The sequence below is a fragment of the Nonomuraea sp. NPDC049709 genome (genome assembly GCF_040674815.1).
Lineage (GTDB): Bacteria > Actinomycetota > Actinomycetes > Streptosporangiales > Streptosporangiaceae > Nonomuraea.
Genome location: NZ_JBFANM010000007.1, coordinates 190,739 through 213,902, shown reverse-complemented (window position 1 = coordinate 213,902; position 23,164 = coordinate 190,739). Strand labels below are relative to the sequence as shown.

Below are 23,164 nucleotides of genomic sequence, written 5' to 3'. Positions count from 1 at the left end.
ACTGGGACTGGGGTTGAGGCGGAGGTGCCCAACCGCCGCTGTTCCATCTCGGGTCGGACACGTACATCACCTGATCTGGCTGGCGCGCAGCTCGGCACGCACAGCCGGGGTCAGCACCTGACCGGCGCGATCCACCATCAGCGTCATCTGGTACGCCACCAGCCCCATGTCGCAGTCCGGAGCCGCCAGCACCGCCAGGCACGAACCATCGCTGACCGACATGATCAGCATAAGCCCGCGCTGCATCTCCACGATCGTCTGATTGACCGCACCGCCTTCGAACACCCTGGCCGCGCCCTGCGTCAGGGACACCAGTCCCGACGCGATCGCCGCCAGCTGATCAGCCCGATCCGCCGGGAAACCCGACGACGCCGCCAGCGGCAGACCGTCGGACGAGACCACCACCGCATGGGCGACGCCCGGGACCGTGCTGACGAAGTCCGTGATCAGCCAGTCGACTCCGCGTGCCGCGTGGCTGAGGTCGTTCATGCGCCCTCCTCCCTGTCGTTGTTGTTCGCCCCTGCGGGGCCGGAGGGGGGAATCGCCCTGCCCTCGCTGATGTCGTCACGCGCTGCCCGGAAGCCCTGCTGGAAGCTGGAGAGCCGGTTGCGCACCCGGTCCGGCGACACCGACGGCATCGGCGACACGCCCTTGGGGGACGCGCCCGTGTCCGCCGAGCCCGGTACCAGGTTGGCCTTGGGCACCCGCTTGGGGAGTCCCGCCGCCGTCGATCCGTCACGCACCGGCTCCACCGCCGCCTCCGCCGCGCTCCAGCCCGCGTCCGCCTTCGATGAGCCCCAGCTCGCGCCGTTGGCGTCGCGCCCGAACCAGGCGGACTCGACGGCGGCGAAGATCGGCAGGTAGTCGTCGCCGGCGGACGCGGGCGGTGCCGCCGGCATGGGACCCGTGGCGCCGGACTCGGGCTCGGGGAACCCCGGCCGCTGCGGCGGGTTGGTGTCCTGGTTCCAGCCGCCGGGCGGCGGCTGGTGGACCGGTCTCTTGGGCAGGCTGCCACGCTCGCCGTTCCAGCCGGTGCCGCGGTGCGGCGCCCAGACGTCACCGCTCGGGGGGCCGCTCTGGAAACCGTTCTGGAAGCCGCCCTGCAGCTCGTGGCCACCACGCGGTTCCGCGGGCCAGGCGGCGGGGTCGGGCTGCCAGGGGGGATCCGCCGACCAGTTCCCGCCCGCCTCGGGGTTCGACGGGAACGACGGGTGGCCGGGGCCCATCTGGAACGCCGGCTGCGGCCAGTCGGCCGCCGGCGGCGGGGGTTGCGGCCAGTCGGCGGCCGGTGGCGGGGGCTGCGGCCAGTCAGTGGCCGGTGGGGCGGAATGCGGCCCCGAGTACGGCTCGTCCCTGGGCCCGCCGCTCGCCGCGCCCGCGAGGGCCGGCGGCTGGTTGTCCGAGAACGAGGGCGGCTGGTTGCCGGAGAAGGACGGCATTCCGGCGAAGTTGGGGGCCTGGGAGCCCAGCATGTTCTCCGGGATCAGCACCATGGCGGTCAGGCCGCCGGAGGTGTGCGGGCGCAGCTGCACCCGGATGCCGTGCCGGTGCGCCAGCCTGGCGACCACGAACAGGCCCATGCGCCGCGACACCGACACGTCCACGCTGGGCGCGTCCGTCAGCCGCTCGTTGGCCTGGGCCAGCTCCTCCTGGGTCATGCCGATGCCGGAGTCGGTGATCGACAGCATCACGCCGCCGCCGTCGATCCGGCTGCCCGAGACCGTCACCCTGTTCTCGCGAGGAGAGAACGACAGCGCGTTCTCGACCAGCTCCGCGAGCAGGTGGATGACGTCGTTGACGGCCTGCCCGGCGACCGAGACCCCGTCGGGCACCTGGAGCACGACCCGCTCGTAGTTCTCGACCTCCGACAGGGACGCCCGCGCGACGTCCACCAGCTTGACCGGCTGGCTCCACCGGCGCGGCGGGTCCTGCCCGGCCAGCACCAGCAGGTTCTCGCTGTTGCGGCGCATGCGGGTGGCCAGGTGGTCCAGCTTGAACAGGTTGCCGAGCCGCTGCTCGTCCTGCTCGCCCTGCTCCAGGCCGTCGATCAGGGTGATCTGCCGCTCCACCAGCGTCTGGCTGCGCCGTGAAAGGTTCACGAACATCGCGTTGACGTTGCTGCGCAGCCGGGACTCCTCGCCCGCCAGCCGGACCGCCTCGCGGTGCACCTCGTCGAACGCCCTCGCCACCTCACCGATCTCGTCGTGCGTGTCCACGCCGATCGGCACGACGGGCCCGACCGTGCCGTCGCCGCTGTCGCGCAGCTGCTGGACGGTCTCCGGCAGGCGCTGCCCGGCGATGTCCAGCGCCTCGCGGCGGAGCCTGCGCAGCGGCCTGATGAGCGAGCGGGCGATGAGCGAGATGATCGCGAGAACCACGATCAGCAGGAGCAGGATGAGCCCGCCGGACATCATCGCCGAGCGGTTGGCGCCCTCCTCCAGGCCACGGGCGCGCAGGATGACGGAGGAGGACAGCTCCTTCTCCACCTTGCGCAGCGCGTCGATCTTGCCGGTGCTGACCTCGAACCAGGTGACCACGTCCCGGTCGGGCCGTACGCCGATGCTGAGCTCCTTGCCCTCGGACGACTGCGCCATGGCCCGTAACCTGAACAGGTCGGTCTGGTCGACGTCCCGGCCCACGACGGTGTTGCGGTAGAGCTCCAGCTGGTCGAGGTTGGCGAGGGTGGCGAACAGCGTCTCCTCGCTCTCCTCACGCGACTTGGCGTCGGTGAGGGCGTCGAGCTCGCCGCTGTCGAACCCTTTCTTGTCCAGCGCGCTGGCCAGGATGCCGCGCTGCTTGGACGCCTGCTCCTTGGCCCGGGCGATGGCGGCCATCGAGCTGGCGCTGTCGGCCACCTCGTCGTCCACCGCGACCTGGCCCACCTGGTCGTGGAACCGCAGCAGGGTCGCGATGATCTCCGAGTATTTCCTGATCATCGGCAGGGGCTGGATCTTGCCGTTGACGGCCGTCTCGCGCAGCGTCGGGATCTCTTCGAGACGCCGCAGCACCGGCCGTACGGCCTCGGCGTGGGTGTCGGTGAGCGCGAGGGCCCGCTGCTTGGCCTCTTCGATGAGGCCGTTCACGCCGCTGTACGTCGTCCGGAGCTGGGGCTCGCGATTGTTCGGCCGGCCCTGGGCGATGTAGAGAGCGGTCTCGTCACGTTCGAAGGACAGGTTGTGCGTGACGGCCCCGAGCTGCTCGCTGAGCTCGGCGACCTCTCTGAGGGTCTGGTAGGTGTTGGCATCGCTGAGCGAGGTGACGACGTTCAGCCCGCCCAGACCCACGGCGACGGCCGTTGGAACGACGATCAGCGCGACCAGGCGCGACCGCACGTGCCAATTGCCCAATCCGAACCTCTTCGAGGGTGGATCGGACAGCCGTCGCTTCTGATGGCCGTGCGGCTCGCGGTCAGCGGAAGCTTCAGCGCTCTGCGTTCTCACTTGCCTTCGCAACCTCTCGCCCCTGAGGGGAATTCTCGGTGACCATGCAGGTAAATGCAGGTGGGGCAATATGTACGTCCAGATAAGCGCCATTTGAGCACAAGGGTCGACCAGGGCCAACCACCACTAGTGCCCCGATGAGATGTTCATCCCGAAATGTCCAGAAAATCTGACGGAATTGATAAAGCAGCTTCCACCAGGCGAAACAGGCAACAGGAGATCGTTCCACGGGCCCGGTCCCGACGCGTGGAAAAGATCAACTGTGAAGCATCAGATGCAACGCGAGTCCCGCCGCTCACCACCTTTCCCAAAACGGACAAACATTAGGATTCTCGCGGGTCGTCAAATTTTCACGATATAGCGGCAAACAGACATTGCAACCACAAGTATTATTTTCACGATAAGGACCACCAATTTGGTGCTACGGTCGATCCCTGTTGTGCGTCAGGCACACAGCCCCCGGGAGCAGAAGCCACCCGGTCCCCCCCTGGCTCCATCTGAAGGGAGTCCCTGACATGAGGCTTGGCCGTTCCGCCAGGGCCGCCATCATCGGGTTCGCTTTGACACTCGGCGCCGTGGCGTGCAGCACGGGCGGTTCCCCGACCGCCAGCGCGCCGCCGTCCGCCTCGGCCGGCGGTGGTCTCGAGAAGACACAACTCAAGATCGCCACCCTGCCGGCCATCGACAGCGCCGCCATCTACGTCGCCATCGACCAAGGGCTCTTCGAGCAGGAGGGTCTGGACGTCACCCCGCAGGTCGTCCAGGCGGCTCCGGAAGCCATCCCCATGATGGTGAGGGGCGAGATCGACGCCATGTTCGGCAACTACGTGTCGATGTTCGCCGCCCATGACAAGGATGCGCTGAAGCTCCGCATCCTGGCCGAGGGCTCTCGCGCAGCCCCCGACTCGCTCAGCATCATGGCCCTGCCCAACTCGCCCATCAAGACCCCGAAGGACCTGGAGGGCAAGACGATCAACGTGAACGTCCTGCACAACTTCCAGGAGCTGGCACTCACCCAGGTGCTCAAGGCCAACAACGTGGACCCGGCCACCATCAAGTACGTCCAGGTGACGTTCCAGAACATCATGCCCTCGTGGAAGGGCGGCCAGATCGACGCCGCGTACCTGGGCGAGCCCATGGTCACGGCGGCCACGTCCAGCATGGGCGCCCGCAAGATCCTCGACCCCGCCTCCGGCCCCGCCGCCGAGTTCCCCATCTCGGGCTACGTCAGCACCCAGGAGTGGTACGACAAGAACCCGAAGGTGGCGGCGGCGTTCCAGCGCGCCATCCACAACGCGGCCAAGCTGATGGAGAACAACCGTGAGGTGGTGGCCAAGGTGCTGCCGAACTTCACGCAGATCGACGCGGCCACGGCCGCCACCGTGACCTTCCCCTACTTCTCCAGCAACGACAACCCGGTCCGCCTCCAGCGGGTGGCCGACTGGATGCTGGAAGCCAAGTGGCTGACGAAGGCCATCGACGTCAAGTCGCTCATGTCGCCCACCACCTCCGGGTGAGCGCTCAGACCCTGTCCCGTGCCCGTCCGGCGTCCGCCACCACTCGCTGGTCACGCCGGGCGGCCGGGGCTCTCGCCTTCGCCGCGCTGATCGAGCTGCTCAGCAGGACGGGGCTGGCGGATCCCGAGTTCCTGCCGCCCGCCACGGAGATCGTCGGGCGGGCCATGACGCTGCTGGCCGACCCCGCCTTCCGGGTGCACGCCCTGACGAGCCTGCTCGCCTGGGCGATCGGCCTGTGCATCGCGGCCCTGCTCGCGGTGCCGCTCGGCCTGCTGCTCGGCAGCGTGCCGATCATCGACGCGGCCACGCGCTCGGTCGTGGAGTTCCTGCGGCCGATCCCGTCCGTGGCGCTGATCCCGCTCGTGGCCCTGGTCATCGGCACCGGCCTGCAGCACCGGGTCACGCTCGTGGTCTACGCCTCGTTGTGGCCCATCCTCTACAACACGATGTACGGCCTGCGCGGCGTCGACCCCCTGGCCAAGGAGTCCCTGCGCTCGTACGGCTTCGGCCCCCTGTCCGTGCTGCTGCGCGTCTCCCTGCCGTCGTCGGCGCCCTTCATCGCCACCGGGATCCGCCTGGCGGCCGGGGTCGCGCTCATCCTGACCGTCAGCACCGAGATCGTGGCCGGTCGGGGCGAGGGCATCGGCGTGTTCGTCTTCTTCGCCGGCATCGCCGTGCCCGCGCGCATGGCCGACATCCTGGCCGGCGTGTTCTGGGTGGGCCTGTTCGGCGTCGCGGTGAACGCGCTGCTGGTGGCGGCCGAGCGGCGCGCGTTCCGCTGGCACCACACGCAGTTGGGAGAGCGGGAATGAGGGGCAGGGGCATGCGGACGGCCGTCTTCCGCGTCGTGGTGCTGATCGTGCTCGTCCTCCTCTGGGAGGCGGCCACGCTGATGGCGGGCAACACCTTCTTCCCCTCGCCCGGCACGATCGTGGCGCGGATGCACGCGATGTGGTTCTCGGGGCCGCCCGGCACGTTGTTCCTGACCGACGTGGCCATCGAGAACATCCTGCCGAGCCTGGGCCGGATGGCGCTCGGGTTCGCGGGGGGCGCGCTGGCCGGGGTCGTCCTCGGGCTGGCGGTGGGGCTGTCGGCGCGGGCGTACGACTATCTCGACGGCGTGCTGCAGTTCCTGCGCGCGATCCCGCCGCCCGCGCTGGTGACCGTCTTCCTCGTGCTGTTCGGGTTCGGGCTGCGGATGCAGCTCGCGTTCATCATGTTCAGCATCGTGTGGCCGGTGCTGCTCAACACCGCCGACGGGGCCCGCTCGGTCGAGCCGCTGCACCTGCAGACGTGCCAGGCGTTCCGGCTGTCGCGGGCCGAGCGGCTCCTCCGGGTGATCCTGCCCTCGGCGCTGCCCAAGATGTTCGCCGGGCTGCGGCTGGCCCTGTCGCTCTCCCTGATCGTCATGGTCTTCTCCGAGCTGCTGCCCGGCACCACGAACGGCATCGGTTTCCAGATCACCGACGCGTACGCCACCTTCGACCTGCCCGCCATGTGGGCCGGGATCGTGCTGCTCGGAGTGCTGGGCTACCTGCTCAACGAGCTGTTCCTGGTCGTCGAGCGGCGCGTGCTCGCCTGGCACCGCGCCGCCCGGGATCTGGTCGGTTAGCGGCTGTGGCTCCCATGGCAGCCTCTAACGTGCGAGAGTAAGATCGCGCCCTGAATTGGGTTAGCTGACTGACATGTCCATCCTGAAACCGCTCCGCTAGAGTCATTTCCGGCTCTTAAGAGTCGCCGTGTTGTCCGCGGTCTCGCCCCCTAGGAAATCCATTGCTCGAGATAGACAACCTTTCCCATGTGTACGGCGGCGGTACTCCCAACGCGCACCACGCCATCGACGGACTCAACCTGAGCGTCGCCGAGGGCGAGCTGCTCTGCATCGTCGGTCCCTCGGGATGCGGGAAGTCGACGCTCCTGCGCTCCATCGCCGGCCTGATCACGCCCACGGGCGGCCAGATCAGGGTCGAGGGCGAGCTGGTCCGCCAGACGCCGGACAACCTGGCCGTGGTCTTCCAGGACTACAGCCGCTCGCTGTTCCCCTGGATGTCGGTCGCCGACAACGTGGCACTGCCGCTGCGCCGCAAGAGCATGGACAAGCGACAGCGCCGCGAGGCCGCCCAGGAGGCCCTGGAGTCCGTGGGGCTGGAGGCCGCGGGGCGCAAATACCCGTTCCAGCTCTCGGGCGGCATGCAGCAGCGGGTGGCGATCGCCCGGGCGCTGGCGTACCGGCCGACGCTGATGCTCATGGACGAGCCGTTCGGCTCGGTGGACGCGCAGACCCGGGAGGACCTGGAGGACCTGGTGCTCAAGGTCCGCGGCCACCACCAGATGACGATCGTCCTCATCACGCACGACATCGACGAGAGCGTCTACGTGGGCGACCGCGTGGTGGTGCTGTCCAAGGCGCCCGCACATGTGGTGGGGGACCTGAAGGTGGACCTGCCCGCGCCCCGTGACCAGATCACGACGCGGGAGCACCCCGACTTCGTGCATCTGCGCGCCGAGGTGGGACGGCTCGTCCGCGGCCACGCCACCGTCTAGGCACTCGACGTCCGCAGGGCCGCGCCAGGAGCGCGGCCCTCGGCGTTCGTGGGCGCGGCCTCCGTCGTCGCAACTGTGACCGCGCCCGCCGTGCAACGCGTCTACTCTGTGGGCGTGGAGGATGTTCTGGCGGGCCGGGATTGCGCCTGGCTGTTCGGGGCGGAATCACTGACCATCGCGCCCGAGCGGGGAAAAGCCCCCAAACTCATTTCCGAACTCGGTGAACGCGTCATCCCTTACGCGGCGATCGCCGAGGTCACGCTCGCGCGGGGCAGGCGCGGCACGGTGGTGCTGCGCGTGTTGCCCCGGCGCGGCGCCGATCCCGTGATGACGGTCGCGGCCGGGCAGCTCAAGGAGACCGACGACCCCTACCGGCTGGTGTTGCCCGCCGGCAAGGAGACGCTCGCCGACTACTACGCCGACGAGCTGCGCTCGGCCGTCACCGAGCACGGGCCCGCCACCCGGTTCCTGGTCGCCGCTCCCCCGGTGCCGCGCGCCTTCAAGGGGTGGGACGGGGCGGCCACGTTCGACGGGGAGGCGGTCACCTTCACCTGGTTCTGGTCGGGGGCGTCGTCCGCCAAATACGCCGCGGGCGATCAGCGCTATTCCGTCGCCGACCTGGAGGGCGTCGAGTGGCACCGGCCCGAGGGGGCCAGCGGGTCGCTGCGGTTGAAGGTACGCGGGCGGCGGATGCCCTCCGACGCGAACAAGGACCCGGCGTCGGTCATCTTCGGGCTCGGCTGGGGCGCCACCCACAAGTCGCTGCCCTTCGCCGCCGCCGTGCTGGCCGCCGTACGCACCGGAGCCGCCGCCGGGCCCGCGGGAGAGGCGCCCTTCACGCCCCGGACGCCGCTCCCGGCGGGCCGTGGCGCCGAGGTGGCCGAGCTGATCGCCAAGCTGGGTGAGCTGCGGGACGCCGGGCTGCTGACCGAGGAGGAGTTCCAGGCCAAGAAGGCCGAGCTGCTGTCACGCATGTGAACCGCGAACGCGACGACCGCGGGTGCCCGGCCGCGAACGTCCCGCACCGGCTGGGCGTCACCCGCGAGCGGGTCACCGAGGTCGCCGCGATCCTGGCGTCGCGGGAAGGGCGGGCATGAGACAGCCCACCACCTCGGCGGGCGAGGGGTGGGCTGCCGCGGCGCCGTGACGCGCCTGGAGCGAGGTCCTTCTGGGGTGGATCCCGTCAGCCGGCCATCGTGTCGGGGCGACGGGTGGAGGCTTGCGCGGCTCTCCAGCTCCAGGCGGGAACGGGTTTACACCGGGGTGTGCATGTGGCGGGTCAGCGCGTGTTCGACCAAGGTGATCAAGGTGGACTTGACCGATTCGCGCTGCCGGGCGTCCAGCCGCACGATCGGGGTGTGGCCGCCGATCGACAGCGCCTCCCTGATCTCCTCCTCCGCGTGCGCGAACTGGCCGTCCCAGCCGTTGATGCCGATCACGAACGGCAGCTTGGCCTCTTCGAAGTAGTCGATGGCCGGGAAGCTGTCGGCCAGCCGGCGGGTGTCCACCAGGACGACCGCGCCGATGGCACCGCGCACCAGGTCGTCCCACATGAACCAGAACCGGTGCTGCCCGGGCGTGCCGAACAGGTACAGGATCAGGTCACGGTCGAGCGAGACGCGGCCGAAGTCCATGGCGACGGTCGTGGTCGTCTTGTTCGGCGTGAGGGAGACGTCGTCGACGTGCGCGGAGGCGTCCGTCATGACGGCCTCCGTGGTGAGCGGCAGGATTTCCGAGACCGCTCCAACGAACGTCGTCTTCCCCACGCCGAAGCCCCCGGCCACGACGATCTTCGTCGAGGTTAGGCCGGGGCTAGAGCCTGCGAAGTCCACTGAGCACCCTTTCGAGCAAGTTGAGGTCCGGCTTTCCCGCGTCCAGCGCAGGCTGGTGCACGCGGATCAGGCCCTCCGACGCCATGTCGGCGATCAGCACCCGGACCACACCAAGAGGCTGGCGTAAAAGGGCGGAGATCTCGGCAACCGACCGGACGTTCCGGGTCAGCTGAATGATCGCCTGATACTCCGGACTTAGTAGGGAAATGTCTTGGTATTCCGACGTCACGGAGGACACGAGCGCCTCCATGGCGAACTTCATCCGCGGCGCGGTGCGCCCCCCGGTCACGGCATAAGGCCGCACCAGGGAACTCTGCTTCTGCGGACGGGGAGCCGCCGGATGCGGCGGAGTGCTATCACCAGCCCAACCCTGACCTGACACCATGATCTCCTGTCACCGCCCGTACTAGCGGGGGCGGGCCGCTTGCAGCTCAGCGCGTACGGCCGGAGTCAGCACCTGTCCAGCCCGCTCGACCAGCAGGGTCATCTGGTACGCGACCAGACCCATGTCACAGTCGGGAGCGGCCAGGACCGCCAAGCAGGATCCATCACTGATCGACATGATCATCAAGAGCCCACGCTGCATTTCGATAACGGTCTGCGTCACCATACCGCCCTCGAAGACCCGCGCGGCCCCTTGGGTCAAGCTGATCACTCCGGACGCGACCGCGGCGAGCTGGTCGGCCCGATCCTTGGGAAAACCCTCGGAGAAGGCCAGCGGCAACCCGTCAGACGACACCACGACCGTGTGGGCGACGCCTGGCACGTTGTTCACGAAGTCCGTGATCAGCCAGCTGATACCGCGCGCTCCCTGGCTCATTTCTCTCATTTGTCCTCCTCATTTTCTTCTCCGCGGGTGAACGCCCGGCCTTGCCGGACACCCTGCTGGAAGCTGGAGAGCCGGCTGCGCAACCGCTCGGGCGAGATCTGCGGTGCCGGTGACGCGGCCTGGGGCTCGGCGAGGCTGGCCGTGCCGGGCACCAGGTTGGCCTTGGGAACGCGGCGGGGCAGGCCCGACGCCGTCGTACCGGCCTGCTGGGGCTGGGCGGCGGCCTGCGCTGCCTGGAAACCTGAGTCGGCGGGCGACGACCAGGTCGCTCCGGCACCGGACGCCCCTGGCCTGCGCTGCGGCAGAGCGGGCGTGCCGTCCGCGGTGGGGGGCGCGGCGGCCGGGGGTGCGGCCGCGTGCGGCGGCGGGTCGGCGGGCACGGCCGGATGCACGGCGGTGATCTCCGGCTCGCCCTCCGGCTCGTAGCGCGGCTGCAGCACCTCGGGGTCCGGCCGGCGGAACCAGTCGGAGCCGACCGACGAGAAGATCGGCAGGAACTCGTCGCCCTGGTCGTCCATCGGCGAGCTGCGCACCACGGGCAGCGGTCCGGTCATGTCCTGCGAGGAGTAGTCGCCCGGGCCGAACGGGTTGTAGTCGCTGGAGTGGCCGTTCTGCTCGTACTGGTCGGCCGGCTTGGGCTCGTCCGCGAACGGGGACCGGTAGGAGTCGCCGTGCTGCGGCCGGGGCCGATCCTCGGACTCGAACAGCCCCCTGCGCGGGAGCGGGTCCGCGAACGACGACCAGCGCGACTCGTCCTGCGGCTGCTGCGGCGGCTCGGTCGCGAAGGACGGCCAGCGCGGCTCGTCGGCCTGCAGGGGCGGCGGCTGCTCGGCGAACGACGGCCACCTGTTCTCGGCGAACGGCGACGGCTCGGCGGCCTGCGAGGGCTCCTCGGTGAACGACGGCCAGCGCTGCTCGCCGAACGGCTGCGCGGGCTGCTGCGGCACGGCCGGGGGCTCGTCGCCGCCGAACGGCGGCCAGCGGGGCTCGTCCGCCTGCGCGCCCTGCGGCTGCTGCTCCCTGAAGGGCTGCTCGCCGAACGACGGCTGCTCCTCGTAGGGCGGCTGCTCGCCGAACGAGGGCCAGTTACCCGTTCCCGGCGCGGGCAGCGAGCCCGGCCACTGGGTGTCCACGACCTGGTCGGGCCCGTCGAAGGAGGGGTGCGACCCCATCCCGTTGGGCGACGGCTGCCCGAACATGCTCGGGTCGAACGTGGTGAACGCTTCGTACTGCCCGCCCTGCTGGGGCAGGCCCTGACCGTTGCTGATGAGCATGTCGGGCATCATCACCAGCGCCGTCAGGCCGCCGGTCTCCCGCATGCTGAGCTGCACGCGGATGCCGTGCCGCAGGGCCAGCCGGCCGACCACGAACAGGCCCATGCGCCGCGAGACGGAGACGTCCACGACCGGCGGGTTGGCCAGGCGCCAGTTGGCCTCGCCCAGCTCCTCCTGGCTCATGCCGATGCCCAGGTCGTTGATCGACACCAGCACCCCGCCCTCGGCGGGAGAGCTGGTCACGGTGACCTTGCTCTCGCGCGGGGAGAACGAGATCGCGTTCTCGATCAGCTCGGCGAGCAGGTGGACGGCGTCGGTGACGGCGGGGCCGACGATGAGGGTGCCGGACGGGATCTGGATCTGGACCCGCTCGTAGTTCTCGACCTCGGACAGCGAGGCGCGGGCGATGTCGACCAGCGGCACCGGCTCGCTCCACTTGCGCGCGGCCTCCTGGCCGGCGAGGACCAGCAGGTTCTCGCTGTTGCGGCGCATGCGGGTGGCCAGGTGGTCGAGGCGGAAGAGGTTCGCGAGCCGCTGCTCGTCCTCCTCGCCCTGCTCCAGGCCCTCGATGAGCTGCAGCTGCCGCTCGACCAGCGTCTGGCTGCGGCGGGAGAGGTTGACGAACATCGAGTTGACGTTGGCGCGCAGCTTGGCCTCGTCGCCGGCCAGCCGGATCGCCTCGCGGTGGACCTCGTCGAACGCCCGCGCCACTTCCCCGATCTCGTCCCGGGTGTTGACGCCGATCGACGGCACTTCGGGGATGTTCGCGCCCTCGCCGGACTCGCGCAGGATGCGGACGGTGTCGGGCAGCCGGGTCGTGGCGACCTGGAGCGCCTCGGCACGCAGCCGGCGCAGCGGGCGGACCAGCGAGCCGGCCACGCGGGTGGTGATGACCAGGACCAGGAGCAGCAGGACGAGGATCAGCGCGCCGGAGATGATGGCGCTGCGCTGCTCGGTGTCGCTCAGGTCGCGGGTGGTGGCCACGATCTTGGTGGCCAGGCCGTCCTCGACCTTGCGCATGGCGTTGGTCGTGACCGTGGTGCTCTCGTACCAGTCGTTGAGGTCGCGCAGCGTGGTGACGTCGAGGTCCCTGATCCGGTTGTTCTCGCTCACCTGCGCCAGCGCGCGCTGGCGCATGGCGTCGGCGAGGTCGACCTGCGAGCCCTTGACCCCGTCCCGGTACGCCTTGAGGTCCGCCGCGTCGGCCTCCAGCTCGAACGCGGCCAGCTCGGCCTGCTGCTTGTTCCAGGAGCCCAGGAAGTCCGACCAGTCGGCGCTGTCGACCCTCCGCTGCGCGAGCGTGACGATGAGGATGATCTGCTGCCGCGAGACCTCCTCCTTGACCCGCTGGAGCGAGCCGAGCGCGGCCACGTCACCCTGGAGGTCGTCGTCGCTCACGCCGTCGCCCAGGTCGCCCTGGATGGAGGAGAAGACGTCGATCATCGTGCTGTACGTGCCGATGGCGGCGCGCGCGGGCACGTTGCCCACCATGGAGTTGCGGAGGCTGTCCAGGCCGTCGAGCCAGCGGCGCATGTTGTCGACGCCCTCGCGAACACGGAGCGAGTGCGCGGCGTCGATGGAGCCGGCGGCGGCCAGCGCCTGCTGCTTGGCCTTGTCGGTGGCCTGACGCTGGGTCTTGAGCTGGACGAAGCGGCCGCCCCTGCGGCGGTCGGCGACGTACCACGCGGTGAGCGTGCGCTCCTTGCCGAGCTCGTGGTTGAGCGCACCGATGCGCTGGACCAGCTCGGCCACCTGGGTGAGCCGGCGGTATTCGGCGCTGGTGCCGATGGCGTCGGCCAGCTGGATGCCGGCGAGCAGCACACCCACGACCGTGGGAATGAGGATCAGAGCGACCAGCCTAGAGCGCACACGCCAGTTCGCCAGCCGGAACCGTCCGCCTGTGTACTCCCCTGACCTCGTGTGCCTGGGGTCTTTCGTCCTCACTGAGTTTCGCAACCTCTCGCCGGTACGTGCTCGAAGAAAATCAGACACGCGTGGGGCGCATGGGATTCTGTCCGGCTGGGTAATTGGAACACAATCCGTACCAGATCGGCCAACCGAACATATCCCATCTCATCCACCCAAAGAGGCACTTTGGGTGGCATAACGCCGTACACGTCTTCAGGCGGGCCGGAACGAATCCCGCTCGGCCGGTGCCGCGTGCTTCACCATCAGGTGCCGCGTCACCGAATATTCCTGCACCGCCTCCTGGCTCATGTCCTTGCCGAACCCGCTGCCCTTCACCCCGCCGTGCGGCGCCTCGCTGGCGATGGGCAGGTGATCGTTGACCCACGTCACGCCCACATCGAGCCGGTGCGAGACCCGCATGGCCCGGCCGACGTCGCGCGACCACACCGACGAGGCCAGGCCGTATCTAGTGTCGTTGGCCAGCCGGACCGCTTCGTCCTCACCGTCGAACGGGAGCGCGACCAGAACCGGCCCGAAAAGCTCTCCCTGCACGATCTCGCTGTTCTGTACGACGTCGGTCACGAGTGTGGGAGGGTAGAAAAAGCCGGAGCCCCCGATCGGGGAGCCGCCGTGCAGCACGCGCCCACCGGACCGCGAGACGAACCCGTACACCCGGTCCCGGTGCGCGGACGAGATCAGCGGGCCGATGTCCGTCGCCGGGTCCCAGGGGTCGCCGACGGTGATGTTGGCAAGAGTTGCCCGAATCGCCTCCACGGCGTCGCCGAAGATTTCCCTGGCGACGTAGACCCGGGTGGCCGCCGTGCAGTCCTGCCCGGTGTTGTACGTCGCCCCCATGGCCACGCCGCGCGCCATCTCCGCCAGGTCGGCGTCCTCGAACACCAGCGCCGGCGCCTTGCCGCCGAGCTCGAGGTGGACCCGCTTGAGCGTGGCCGCCGCGCCGTTCATCACGGCGCGGCCGGTCTCGGTGGAGCCCGTGACGCTGACCATGTCCACACCGGGGTCGGTGACCAGCGCCTGGCCCACCTCGGCAGCGCCGGTGATCGCCTGGACGAGGTTGTCGGGCGCGCCCGCCTTGGCGAACAGCTCGGCCAGCCGCAGCGTCGTACGGGGCGTCTGGGGGGCCGGCTTGATCACCACGGCGTTGCCCGCGGCCACGGCCGGGCCGACCTTCCAGACCGCCATCACGAACGGGAAGTTCCACGGCGCGATCGACCCCACCACCCCGACGGGACGGCGCAGCATGACCGAGGTGTAGCCGGGGCTGAACACCCCGGCCCCCGTGCCCTCCAGCGAGCGGGCGGCGCCGGCGAAGAAGCGCAGGTTGTCCACCGCGAACGGCAGCTCGCCGTCCCGGAACACCGCCGCCGGCTTGCCGGTCTCCTCCACCTCGAGCCTGGTCAGCTCCTCGGCGTCGGCCTCCACGAGGTCGGCCAGCCGCAGCAGCAGCCGAGCACGCTCGGCCGGGGTGGTCTCGGACCACTCCTCGTACGCCGCGCGGGCCGCACGTACGGCCGACGCCACGCCCTCCACCGGCGTGTCCGGAATTTCGGCACAGGTGAGCCCGGTGGCGGGGTTGATCAGTTCACGCATCAGGAAACTTCATCTCTCAGGGGTCGTGCTACTGGACCAGGGCCGTGCTACCGGCCGAGCTGCTCGATCAGGTCGGCGGCCTTGCGCAGGCCGTCGCGACGCCGGATCTCCTCGCCCGCGGCGGCGAGCCCCGCCCGCAGCTCGGTGTCGCCGAGCAGGCGCGCGACCGCCCCCGTGAGCTCCTCGTCGGTGAAGGTGTAGGTCGAGAGCCTGACACCGTAACCGAGCTCATCGACCCTCTGGGCGTTGTCGTACTGGTCCCAGAAGAGCGGCAGCAGGATCATCGGCTTGCCGAAGTGCAGCGCCTCGGTGGTCGTGTTGTTGCCGCCATGGGTGATGACCAAGTCACACAGTGGGATGATCTTAGTCTGCGGGAGGAACTCCGCGCCCCACATGTTGTCGGCCAGCTTGATCTCCTCGTGCAGCGGGCCCTTGGAGACGATGTACTGGTGCGGCGTCGTGGCGAGCACGTCGATCACCCGCTGCATCAGCTCCACGTCGGAGGAGCCCAGCGAGCCGAGCGAGAAGTAGACCAGGGATCCCTCCTTACGCTCGTGCTCATGGTCGCGCCCGCTTCGCTCCTCGTTGGCTCCTTCGTCGCTCTCTCGTCGCGAGCTCCTGCGCTCGAAGGGCAGCGTGAAGTCCTCGTCCGTCTCTCGGACCGAGGAGTCCAGCCGGTGCCACGAGGGGCCCAGCGGGCGGGCGTCGGTGTAGTCGAGGATCTCCGGGTAGACGTAGAGGTTCAGGTCGCCCTCGTGGATGAAGTCGAGGTCGGGCAGCGGCTCGGTGCCCTGCTCGACGCACCACTCGTTGAAGGCGGTCCAGATCTCGCGGTGGGTGCGGTCGTACTCGGCCTTGAAGGCGTCCCACTCGGAGCGGTCGTCGGCGGGCAGGCCGGAGAAGACCGGCGCGACGTTCTCGCCGCGCACCTCCAGCGGGTTGCACGAGACGATCCGGACGAACTTCTTGCCCGCCGTGAGCAGCGCCGGGAACGTAATCACGTTGTCCTCGACGATCACGTCCGGGTTCACCCGCTCGATGATGGCCTTGAGCTGCGGCTCGCAGTATTTCGCGCCCTCGATCAGCTCGGCCCAGATGGGCTTGGTGACGGTCTCGAGCTGCTCGCGCGTGCTCTTGCGGTATTCGGGCGCGGTGTCCCGGATGAAGTCCTTCCAGAACTGGCCGGGGTCCTGCTCCTCGGCGTCCTCGGGCGCGGGGGCGAGGTCGACCAGGTCTTCCTCGAAACCGAGCGCCTCGAGCTTGCCCTTCCACGACGCCTCGGCGGCGAAGACGACGCGGTGCCCGCGCTGCCGCAGGATGTCGCCGATGCCGATGGAGTTGTTGGTGGGGCCGTAGGCGCTTTCCGGCATGAACAGGATCGTGAGAGACATCGAGACTCCGGGGGAACTCGTCAATTTGAAGAGGAATTCAAAAACGGATCTAGCGGGAAGGTCAACTTAAGGGCACTATGGTCACGGCTAACTGAACAGCAGCCAAACGAGTGAAGGTGGTGGTGGTGGCTCAGCGCAAAAGCCGCAGTGACCGGCGCATCGACTTGATCGAGGCCGCACGCAGGGCCATCATCCGCCACGGCATCGACGGTGTACAGCTCTCGCACGTCGCCGAGGAAGCAGGTCTGACCTCGGGCGCCGTGCTCTACCACTACCCCGACCTCAGCGAGCTGCTGGTCGAGGCCCAGCACGCGGGCATGGAGCGCTTCTACGAGCAGCGCCTGCGCCAGCTCGCCACCATCACCGACCCCGTCGAGAAGCTGGTGGTCACGATCAGGTCGGGGCTGCCCACCGGGCCGCTCGACCCCGACGTGCGGCTGCTCAACGAGCTGGGCGGGGCCGCGGGCCGCAACCGGGTCTACGGCGTGCTGCTCACCTCGCTCTACGACCGGCAGGTGTCGATGTACCAGGCGATCCTGGACACCGGGGCCGCGCTGGGGGTGTTCAGGCTGAGCGCCGACTCGCTGACGATCTCGCGCAACCTGGTGGCGCTGGAGGACGCGTACGGCTACCGCATCACGGCCAGGCACCCGCTGATCGGCCCGGCCGAGGCGGCCGAGCTGATCCTCTCCTACGCCCGCGCGGCCACGGGCAACGACCTGACTCACTGATCGACTGCCATGATCACCGCGTCCTGGGCGTCCCAGCGCACCTTGACCTTGGCCCCGGCCCGTACGGAGCTGGCGCCCTGGACGGCGGCGAGGACCGGCTTGGCGTGGCCGGGCACCTCCACGGACAGGTGTGACACACCGCCGTAGAAGCTGACGTCCAGGACGCTGCCCGGCAGCCCCCTGGTGGCGTTCTCCTCGGCGAGTTCGATCTTCTCCGGCCGCACCGCCAGCAGCGCCTCGGCGCCCGCCGCCAGCTCCGTCAGCGGCGTGCCCGGCAACATGCCGAACTGCTCGCTCCTGATGCCGTCGAGGCCGCTGGCGGTGCCGCGGAAGAGGTTGTTGGCGCCGACGAAGTCGGCCACGAACGGCGAGCGCGGCCGCTCGTACAGCTCGACCGGCTGGTCCACCTGGCGCACGGAGCCGCTGTCGAAGACCGCGATGCGGTCGGCCAGCGACATGGCCTCCTCCTGGTCGTGCGTGACGACCACGAACGTGATGCCCACCTCGTGCTGCAGCCGCTTGAGCTCCAGCTGCATGTCGGCGCGGACCTTCTTGTCCAGGGCCGACAGCGGCTCGTCGAGCAGCAGCAACCGGGGCCGCTTGACGATGGAACGAGCCAGCGCCACCCGCTGCCGCTGCCCGCCCGAGAGCTGGGCGGGCTTGCGGGCGGCGTGCGCCGTCAGCCCGACCGTCTCCAGCACCTCGCCGACGCGCTGCCTGACCTCCCCCTTGGGCAGGCCCTCGCGCTCCAGCCCGTAGGCCACGTTCTTGGCCACGGACATGTGCGGGAACAGCGCGTACGACTGGAACATGAGGCTGATCGGCCGCCGGTTCGGGGGCCTGGACAGCAGGTCGTCACCGTCGAGGCTGACGGCACCCGCGTCGGGCGTCTCGAACCCGGCGATGATGCGCAGCAGCGTGGTCTTGCCGCAGCCGGACGGGCCCAGCAGCGCGAAGAACTCGCCCTGGCCGATCTCCAGCGAAACGTTGTCGAGCGCGGTCACGTCCCCGAACCTGCGGCTGACCCCGTCAATCTTGAGCACGTGACTCCCCGATCTTGGTCAGGCGCTGCCCGGCGATCACCGCCGTGAAGCTCACGAGGAGCAGGATCGCCGCCAGCGCGTTGATCTTCGGGGTGACCCCGAAACGGATCATTGAGTAGATGACGATCGGCAGCGTCGGCTCGCTGTTGCCGATCGTGAAGAACGCGATCACGAACTCGTCCAGCGACAGCGTGAACGCCAGCAGCGCGCCGGCCACGATGCCGGGCATGAGCTGCGGCAGCGTGATCTTCATGAACGTCACCACCGGCCCGGCCCCCAGATCCCGCGACGCCTCCTCCAGCGAGGTGTCGGCGCCGGTCAGCCGGGTACGCACGACCGCCGCGACGAACGCCATCGCGAACACGCCGTGGGCCAGGATCACCGAGTAGAGGCCGAGCGTGAGCTGGATCATGCCGTAGAAGACCAGCAGCCCGATGGCCAGCACCAGGTCGGGCAGCACGGCGGGCATCAGCGCGACCGCGTCGAGGGTCTTGGACCTGGTGTACCTCGCCAGGCCGACGGCCAGCAGCGTGCCCAGCACGGTGGCGATCACGGTGGACCCGGTGGCCACGATCAGCGTGTTGACCACGCCGCCCAGGACCCGCTCGTCCCCCGCCAGCTCGGCGTACCACTTGAGGCTGAACCCCTCGTAGCTGTAGGCCGATTCGCCGGCGTTGAACGACATGACGACGAGCACGATGATCGGCAGGTACAGGAAGGCGTACGTGGCCCAGAACGGGACATAGAGCAGCTTGGACCTACGCACGGCGCGCCACCCAGGCCTGCGCGACGAGCAGCACGATCAGCACCGCGATGAGGGCCAGCGCCAGCGTGGAGCCGAACGGCCAGTCGCGCGCCGACAGGAACTGCTGGCGGATCAGGTTGCCCACCATGATCGACTTGCTGCCGCCGAGCATCTCGGGGATGACGAAGTTGCCGAAGCTCGGCACGAACACGAACAGGCACCCCGTCAGCACGCCCGGCACCGTGAGCGGCAGCGTGACCTTGCGGAACGTGGTCAACGCCGACGCCCCCAGGTTGGCCGAGGCCTCCCTGAGCTGCGGGTCGAGCTTCTCGATCGTGGCGTACAACGGCAGCACCATCAGCGGCAGGTACGAGTACACCAGCCCCGCCACGATCGCGCCCTCGTTGTAGAGCAGATCGAGCGGCCCGAGCCCGAACACCTTCAGCCCGCTGTTGATCAGCCCGGGACCGCTCAGCAGCATGATCCAGGCGTAGACGCGGATGATGAAGTTCGTCCAGAACGGCAGCACGATCGCGACCAGCGCGATCGTCTTCCACTTACGCGGGAGCTGGGCGATCAGGTACGCCGTCGGGTAGCCGACCAGCAGCGCGATCAGCGTCGTCACCGCGGCGATCTTCAGCGAGCTGCCGACCACGCTCAGGTAGAGCGGGTCCACCAGGCGTTCGAAGTTCTCCGTCGTGAACTCGTAGACCACGCCGCCGAATCGCCCGCGCTGGAAGACCGTGTAGCTCATCACCAGCGCCAGCGGCACCAGCAGCAGCACGAGCAGGTATGTCAGCCCGGGGGCCAGGAACACGAACGCGCCCAGCCGGCGTCCCCGCGATCGGGACACCGGCCGGGCCTTGACCTCAGACTTCACTACAACGACAACTACTTCGCCTGGACGTCGGCCGACAGACGCGTGTACTTCGTGGACGCCTGGCCGAGGTCGATGAGCGACTCACCGTCGAGCAGCTCGGCCGGCGGGATGCCGAGCAGCGAGCCCTTCGGCGGGTTCACCTTCTCCATGGCCGCCTTGTTGGGGACCTTGTAGTTGATGTTCGCGGCCGCCCAGCTGTGGATCTCGGGGTCCAGGATGTAGTTGATCAGGGCGTGCGCGGCCTCCTTGTTCTTGGAGGACTTCATGATCACCATGGTGTCCACCCAGAGGTCGCTGCCCTCCTTCGGCACGGCGAAGCCGATGTTGCCCTTCTCGTCCGTGGTCGGGCACCAGCCGTCCCACGCCTCGACCATGACGGCCTCGCCGGAGGTCAGGCGGTCACCGAACGTCGTGTCGTCGTAGGTGAGCAGGTGCGGCTTCTGCGCCATGAGGAGCTCGCGGGCCTTCTCGATCTCCTCGTCCTTGTCGGTGTTGACCGAGTAGCCGAGGGACTTGAGCGCGGGCAGGGCCAGCCAGCGCTCGGTGGTCATCATGGTGACCTTCTTCTCGGCCCAGGCCGGGGGCTTGAGGAGATCGTTCCAACTGTCCGGGACCTTCTTCACCAGGTCCTTGCGGTAGCAGATGCCGGTGGTGCCCCAGGTGTAGGGCACCGAGTACTTGTTGCCCTTGTCGTAGGAGAGCTGGGTGGCCTCCGGGTAGAGGTTGGCCAGGTTGGGAATCAGCTCGGGGTGGATCGGCTCCAGCAGTCCCTGCGCGTTGAGCGCCTGGGCGTACTGGCCGGACACGAACGCCACGTCGATGCCGCTGTCACCGGGAGCGGTGAGCTTGGTCATCGCGACCTCGTTGGTGTCGTGCAGCGCCACCTTCAGGTCCTTGACCTTGAGCTTCTCCTTGACCTTCTCGGGAAGCTCCTTGGGGGTGTAGCCGTCCCAGACCGTGATCTGCAGGGTCTGCTGCGACAGGTCCGCGTTTGGCTTGAGCTGGTCGGCCGCCACCGTTCTGCCATCTGAGCTTGACGACGACTCACCGCCGCACGCCGCGACGGCAAGCGCGAGGCCGACCACCGCCACGGTGGCCGGGAGACGACGGGTGAACCGGGTACGGGACACGGCCGCTACTCCTTCTGAAATTTGTGATGTAAGAGGGGTCGCGCGACCTTACCGGACACAGCAGACCAGAGCAGGAGTGTTGCAGCCCAAATCAACATGAGCAAGACTTTTGCTGACATTGCTACCTGGAAGTTTGGTCCAGCTGTTGAATTGGGATTCAATACGTCGCCGCATGATCTCTCTCGGTGAGAGGCCCCTCACCGCCCGAGATCGCGGGCTCACAACCGCGCTCCTGGCGCTGTTGGAGGGGGAGGTGCCGCCGCCCTTCGGGGTCCGGCGCTTCCTTCCGCTGCCCACTTTCTCGTACGGTCCTGAAGATCTCCACACTGGGGCCCCAGGTGAACGTGATTTCGGACCGCACGTGGACCAGACGAACTACTCGGTGGTGGTGGGCGAGCGGGTGGTCGTGAAGTGGCTCACCCCGCCCGTACCGCTGCCGCACCCTGCTCCGGAGGTCTTCGCTCACCTCGTTGAGGCGGGCTTCAACGACACCGCGCCTCCTTACGCGGCTCTGACAGGCGTGTTGCGGGGGCGCGAGCACCTGCTGGCGTTGGTCACCGGGTATCTGCCGCAGGCGCGGGACGGCTGGGAGTGGTGCGTGGACGAGGCAGAGGCGGGCACGACGGGCTTCGCCCGGGAGCTCGGCCGCCTCACCGCCGACCTCCACCTCGCCCTCTCCACCCTCCCCGCCCCTGACCACCCCCTTCCCGGTCTCCGGCCGAACCCGGGCGCTCCGGAAGGCGCTCGGTCGCCGGGAAGTGGTGCGGCGGTCAGGGCGGAGGGAGCGCTCGCGGAGGCGCTCGCGCTGACCGACGGGCCGGACGGTGAGTGGCTGGCGAGCCGGGCCGGGGCGCTCAGGCGGGAGCTGGCCGCGCTGAAGGAGCCCATCACGACCCCGCTGATCAGGATCCACGGCGACCTGCACGTGGGCCAGATCCTCAAGTGGCGGGACGGCTACGCGGTCATCGACTTCGACGGCAACCCCACCGTCGCCGACGCCGACCCGTACCAGCCGCCGGCCAGGGACGTGGCCCAGCTCACCACGAGCCTCGAACACGTCGCCCAGGTGGCGATCAAGAGACGCGGCACCCCACCCGACCTGGCGGCGAGCTGGGCGAGGCGGGCCCGCGCCGCCCTGCTCGCCGCCTACCGGCACCGCCTGTCCGAGCAGGGCGGGCCGGACCTGCTCGACGAGAGCCTGATCCGCCCGTTCGAGGTGGAGCAGGAGTGCCGCGAGCTGATCTACGCCGCCCGCCACCTCCCCCGCTGGCGCTACGCCCCCATGGGCGTTCTGCACACCTGGTACCCCGAGGAGAACTTCGCGTGAATTCTGAGCTCTACCTGTCCGACCTGGAGTCCAAGCCGGAGTCCCTGGCGACCCTGGCCGGCTCGCTGCGGGCGGCGGACCCGTTCGAGGGACTCCCCAGGGACTTCGACCGGGTCCTCTTCCTGGGCATGGGCAGCTCCCGGTACGCCGCCGGGGTGGCCGCCCTGCGCCTGCGCGCCGCCGGGGTGAACGCCCACGCCGAGTACGCCTCCGCCGCCGCGAGCTTCCCGCCCGCAGAGGGCACCCTGGTCATCCCGATCTCGGCCACCGGTTCCAGCCGGGAGACGCTCGACGCCACCGAACGGTACGCGGGCGGCCCCGCCTACCTGGCGGCGATCACCAACAGGCCCGGCTCGCCCCTCACCGAGGCCGCCGACCTGGTGATCGACATGGGGGCGGGCGAGGAGCGCGGCGGCGTCGCCTGCCGTACGTTCCAGCACACCCTGGCCCTCCTCCTCGCCCTGGAGTCCAGGCTCACGGGCCGCGACCGCGACCTCCCGGCCCTGGTCGGCAGGGCGGCGGAGGCCACCGCCGACCTGCTGGACCGCAGGGACGAGTGGCTCCCGCTGGCCATGGAGCTGTTGGACGGCCCGCACGGCGTCTACACGATCGCCCCCGCCGAGCGCCTGTCGTCGGCGGAGCAGTCGGCGCTGATGTTCCGCGAGGGCCCGCGCCGCCCGGCCGACGCGTGCGAGAGCGGCGACTGGTCGCACGTGGACGTCTACCTCACCAAGACGCTCGACTACCGCGCGCTGCTCTTCCCCGGCTCCCGCTACGACGCCCAGGCCATGGACTGGGTACGCGAGCGCGAGTCCACGGTGATCACCGTGGGCGCCGAGGTGAAGGCCGCCACGGCGGCGATCCGCTACGCCCACGACGACGACCCCGACGTGGCCCTGCTCACGGAGACGCTGGTCGCGGAGCTGGTGGCCGCCTACTGGTGGTCGGCGCAGTAGCGGCGA

General features: G+C 69.3%; 21 protein-coding genes. 9 read left to right on the top strand and 12 right to left on the bottom strand.

Going from position 1 to position 23,164, the window contains the following annotated elements; translation table 11 throughout:
- Nucleotides 1–66: 66 nt before the first annotated feature.
- Entirely contained in the window at nucleotides 67–489 is a 423-nt protein-coding gene (locus tag AB0J69_RS09470; protein ID WP_364114691.1) for a roadblock/LC7 domain-containing protein, read from the bottom strand.
- Nucleotides 486–3,332: a nitrate- and nitrite sensing domain-containing protein gene (locus AB0J69_RS09465; RefSeq protein WP_364114689.1), complete on the bottom strand. Its 2,847-nt coding sequence runs from the start codon at nucleotides 3,330–3,332 to the stop codon at nucleotides 486–488. Before AB0J69_RS09465 ends, AB0J69_RS09470 begins: the two co-directional genes overlap by 4 nt.
- 623 nt (nucleotides 3,333–3,955) lie before the next feature.
- Here AB0J69_RS09465 and AB0J69_RS09460 point away from each other — a divergent pair.
- The 6 genes from AB0J69_RS09460 to AB0J69_RS09435 all read left to right on the top strand — a co-directional run bounded on the left by AB0J69_RS09460 (nucleotide 3,956) and on the right by AB0J69_RS09435 (nucleotide 8,598).
- Nucleotides 3,956–4,957, top strand: coding sequence for an ABC transporter substrate-binding protein (locus AB0J69_RS09460; protein WP_364114687.1), 1,002 nt, complete (start codon nucleotides 3,956–3,958; stop codon nucleotides 4,955–4,957).
- A complete protein-coding gene (locus tag AB0J69_RS09455) occupies nucleotides 4,954–5,769 on the top strand; it encodes an ABC transporter permease subunit (RefSeq protein WP_364114685.1) in 816 nt (271 codons plus the stop codon). Before AB0J69_RS09460 ends, AB0J69_RS09455 begins: the two co-directional genes overlap by 4 nt.
- Nucleotides 5,770–5,780: 11 nt before the next feature.
- Nucleotides 5,781–6,569 carry an ABC transporter permease gene (locus AB0J69_RS09450; RefSeq protein WP_364114683.1) on the top strand — a complete coding sequence of 263 codons (789 nt, stop codon included), beginning with the start codon at nucleotides 5,781–5,783 and terminating at the stop codon, nucleotides 6,567–6,569.
- 161 nt (nucleotides 6,570–6,730) lie between these two features.
- Complete coding sequence (locus AB0J69_RS09445; protein WP_364114681.1) at nucleotides 6,731–7,501, top strand: ABC transporter ATP-binding protein; 771 nt, start codon at nucleotides 6,731–6,733, stop codon at nucleotides 7,499–7,501.
- A 114-nt stretch (nucleotides 7,502–7,615) separates the two neighbouring features.
- Nucleotides 7,616–8,479, top strand: coding sequence for a DUF4429 domain-containing protein (locus tag AB0J69_RS09440; RefSeq protein ID WP_364114679.1), 864 nt, complete (start codon nucleotides 7,616–7,618; stop codon nucleotides 8,477–8,479).
- Nucleotides 8,476–8,598 carry a hypothetical protein gene (locus AB0J69_RS09435; RefSeq protein ID WP_364114677.1) on the top strand — a complete coding sequence of 41 codons (123 nt, stop codon included), beginning with the start codon at nucleotides 8,476–8,478 and terminating at the stop codon, nucleotides 8,596–8,598. The genes AB0J69_RS09440 and AB0J69_RS09435 overlap by 4 nt, the downstream gene beginning before the upstream one ends.
- Before the next feature lie 156 nt (nucleotides 8,599–8,754).
- Here AB0J69_RS09435 and AB0J69_RS09430 read toward each other — a convergent pair whose 3' ends face one another.
- The 6 genes from AB0J69_RS09430 to AB0J69_RS09405 form a co-directional block, all read right to left on the bottom strand.
- Entirely contained in the window at nucleotides 8,755–9,333 is a 579-nt protein-coding gene (locus AB0J69_RS09430) for an ATP/GTP-binding protein (RefSeq protein ID WP_364114675.1), read from the bottom strand.
- On the bottom strand, nucleotides 9,314–9,718 hold the full coding sequence (locus AB0J69_RS09425) for a DUF742 domain-containing protein (protein ID WP_225964010.1): 405 nt from the start codon (nucleotides 9,716–9,718) through the stop codon (nucleotides 9,314–9,316). Before AB0J69_RS09425 ends, AB0J69_RS09430 begins: the two co-directional genes overlap by 20 nt.
- Before the next feature lie 21 nt (nucleotides 9,719–9,739).
- Complete coding sequence (locus AB0J69_RS09420) at nucleotides 9,740–10,153, bottom strand: roadblock/LC7 domain-containing protein (RefSeq protein ID WP_201760494.1); 414 nt, start codon at nucleotides 10,151–10,153, stop codon at nucleotides 9,740–9,742.
- 5 nt (nucleotides 10,154–10,158) lie between these two features.
- Complete coding sequence (locus AB0J69_RS09415; protein ID WP_364114673.1) at nucleotides 10,159–13,263, bottom strand: nitrate- and nitrite sensing domain-containing protein; 3,105 nt, start codon at nucleotides 13,261–13,263, stop codon at nucleotides 10,159–10,161.
- 294 nt (nucleotides 13,264–13,557) lie between these two features.
- Entirely contained in the window at nucleotides 13,558–14,955 is a 1,398-nt protein-coding gene (locus tag AB0J69_RS09410; RefSeq protein ID WP_364114671.1) for an aminobutyraldehyde dehydrogenase, read from the bottom strand.
- A gap of 47 nt (nucleotides 14,956–15,002) precedes the next feature.
- On the bottom strand, nucleotides 15,003–16,346 hold the full coding sequence (locus tag AB0J69_RS09405) for a nucleotide disphospho-sugar-binding domain-containing protein (RefSeq protein WP_364114669.1): 1,344 nt from the start codon (nucleotides 16,344–16,346) through the stop codon (nucleotides 15,003–15,005).
- Between the two features lie 125 nt (nucleotides 16,347–16,471).
- On the opposite strand from AB0J69_RS09405, the gene AB0J69_RS09400 reads away from it, so the two are divergent.
- Nucleotides 16,472–17,077 (top strand): TetR family transcriptional regulator, encoded by a 606-nt coding sequence (locus tag AB0J69_RS09400; protein ID WP_364114667.1) that lies wholly within the window; start codon nucleotides 16,472–16,474, stop codon nucleotides 17,075–17,077.
- On the opposite strand, the gene AB0J69_RS09395 is transcribed toward AB0J69_RS09400, so the two are convergent.
- The 4 genes from AB0J69_RS09395 to AB0J69_RS09380 are packed head-to-tail and all read right to left on the bottom strand — an operon-like array spanning nucleotide 17,071 to nucleotide 20,875.
- Entirely contained in the window at nucleotides 17,071–18,120 is a 1,050-nt protein-coding gene (locus AB0J69_RS09395) for an ABC transporter ATP-binding protein (protein ID WP_364114665.1), read from the bottom strand. The two genes, AB0J69_RS09400 and AB0J69_RS09395, sit on opposite strands and share 7 nt — an antisense overlap.
- Complete coding sequence (locus AB0J69_RS09390) at nucleotides 18,107–18,886, bottom strand: ABC transporter permease (RefSeq protein ID WP_364114663.1); 780 nt, start codon at nucleotides 18,884–18,886, stop codon at nucleotides 18,107–18,109. The genes AB0J69_RS09395 and AB0J69_RS09390 overlap by 14 nt, the downstream gene beginning before the upstream one ends.
- Complete coding sequence (locus AB0J69_RS09385; RefSeq protein ID WP_364114661.1) at nucleotides 18,879–19,745, bottom strand: ABC transporter permease; 867 nt, start codon at nucleotides 19,743–19,745, stop codon at nucleotides 18,879–18,881. Before AB0J69_RS09385 ends, AB0J69_RS09390 begins: the two co-directional genes overlap by 8 nt.
- A gap of 11 nt (nucleotides 19,746–19,756) precedes the next feature.
- On the bottom strand, nucleotides 19,757–20,875 hold the full coding sequence (locus AB0J69_RS09380) for a spermidine/putrescine ABC transporter substrate-binding protein (RefSeq protein ID WP_364114659.1): 1,119 nt from the start codon (nucleotides 20,873–20,875) through the stop codon (nucleotides 19,757–19,759).
- Nucleotides 20,876–21,236: 361 nt separating this feature from the next.
- On the opposite strand from AB0J69_RS09380, the gene AB0J69_RS09375 reads away from it, so the two are divergent.
- Together AB0J69_RS09375 and AB0J69_RS09370 are read left to right on the top strand one after the other, a co-directional pair.
- Complete coding sequence (locus AB0J69_RS09375; RefSeq protein ID WP_364114657.1) at nucleotides 21,237–22,202, top strand: hypothetical protein; 966 nt, start codon at nucleotides 21,237–21,239, stop codon at nucleotides 22,200–22,202.
- Entirely contained in the window at nucleotides 22,199–23,158 is a 960-nt protein-coding gene (locus AB0J69_RS09370) for an SIS domain-containing protein (RefSeq protein ID WP_364114655.1), read from the top strand. Before AB0J69_RS09375 ends, AB0J69_RS09370 begins: the two co-directional genes overlap by 4 nt.
- Nucleotides 23,159–23,164 lie beyond the last annotated feature (6 nt).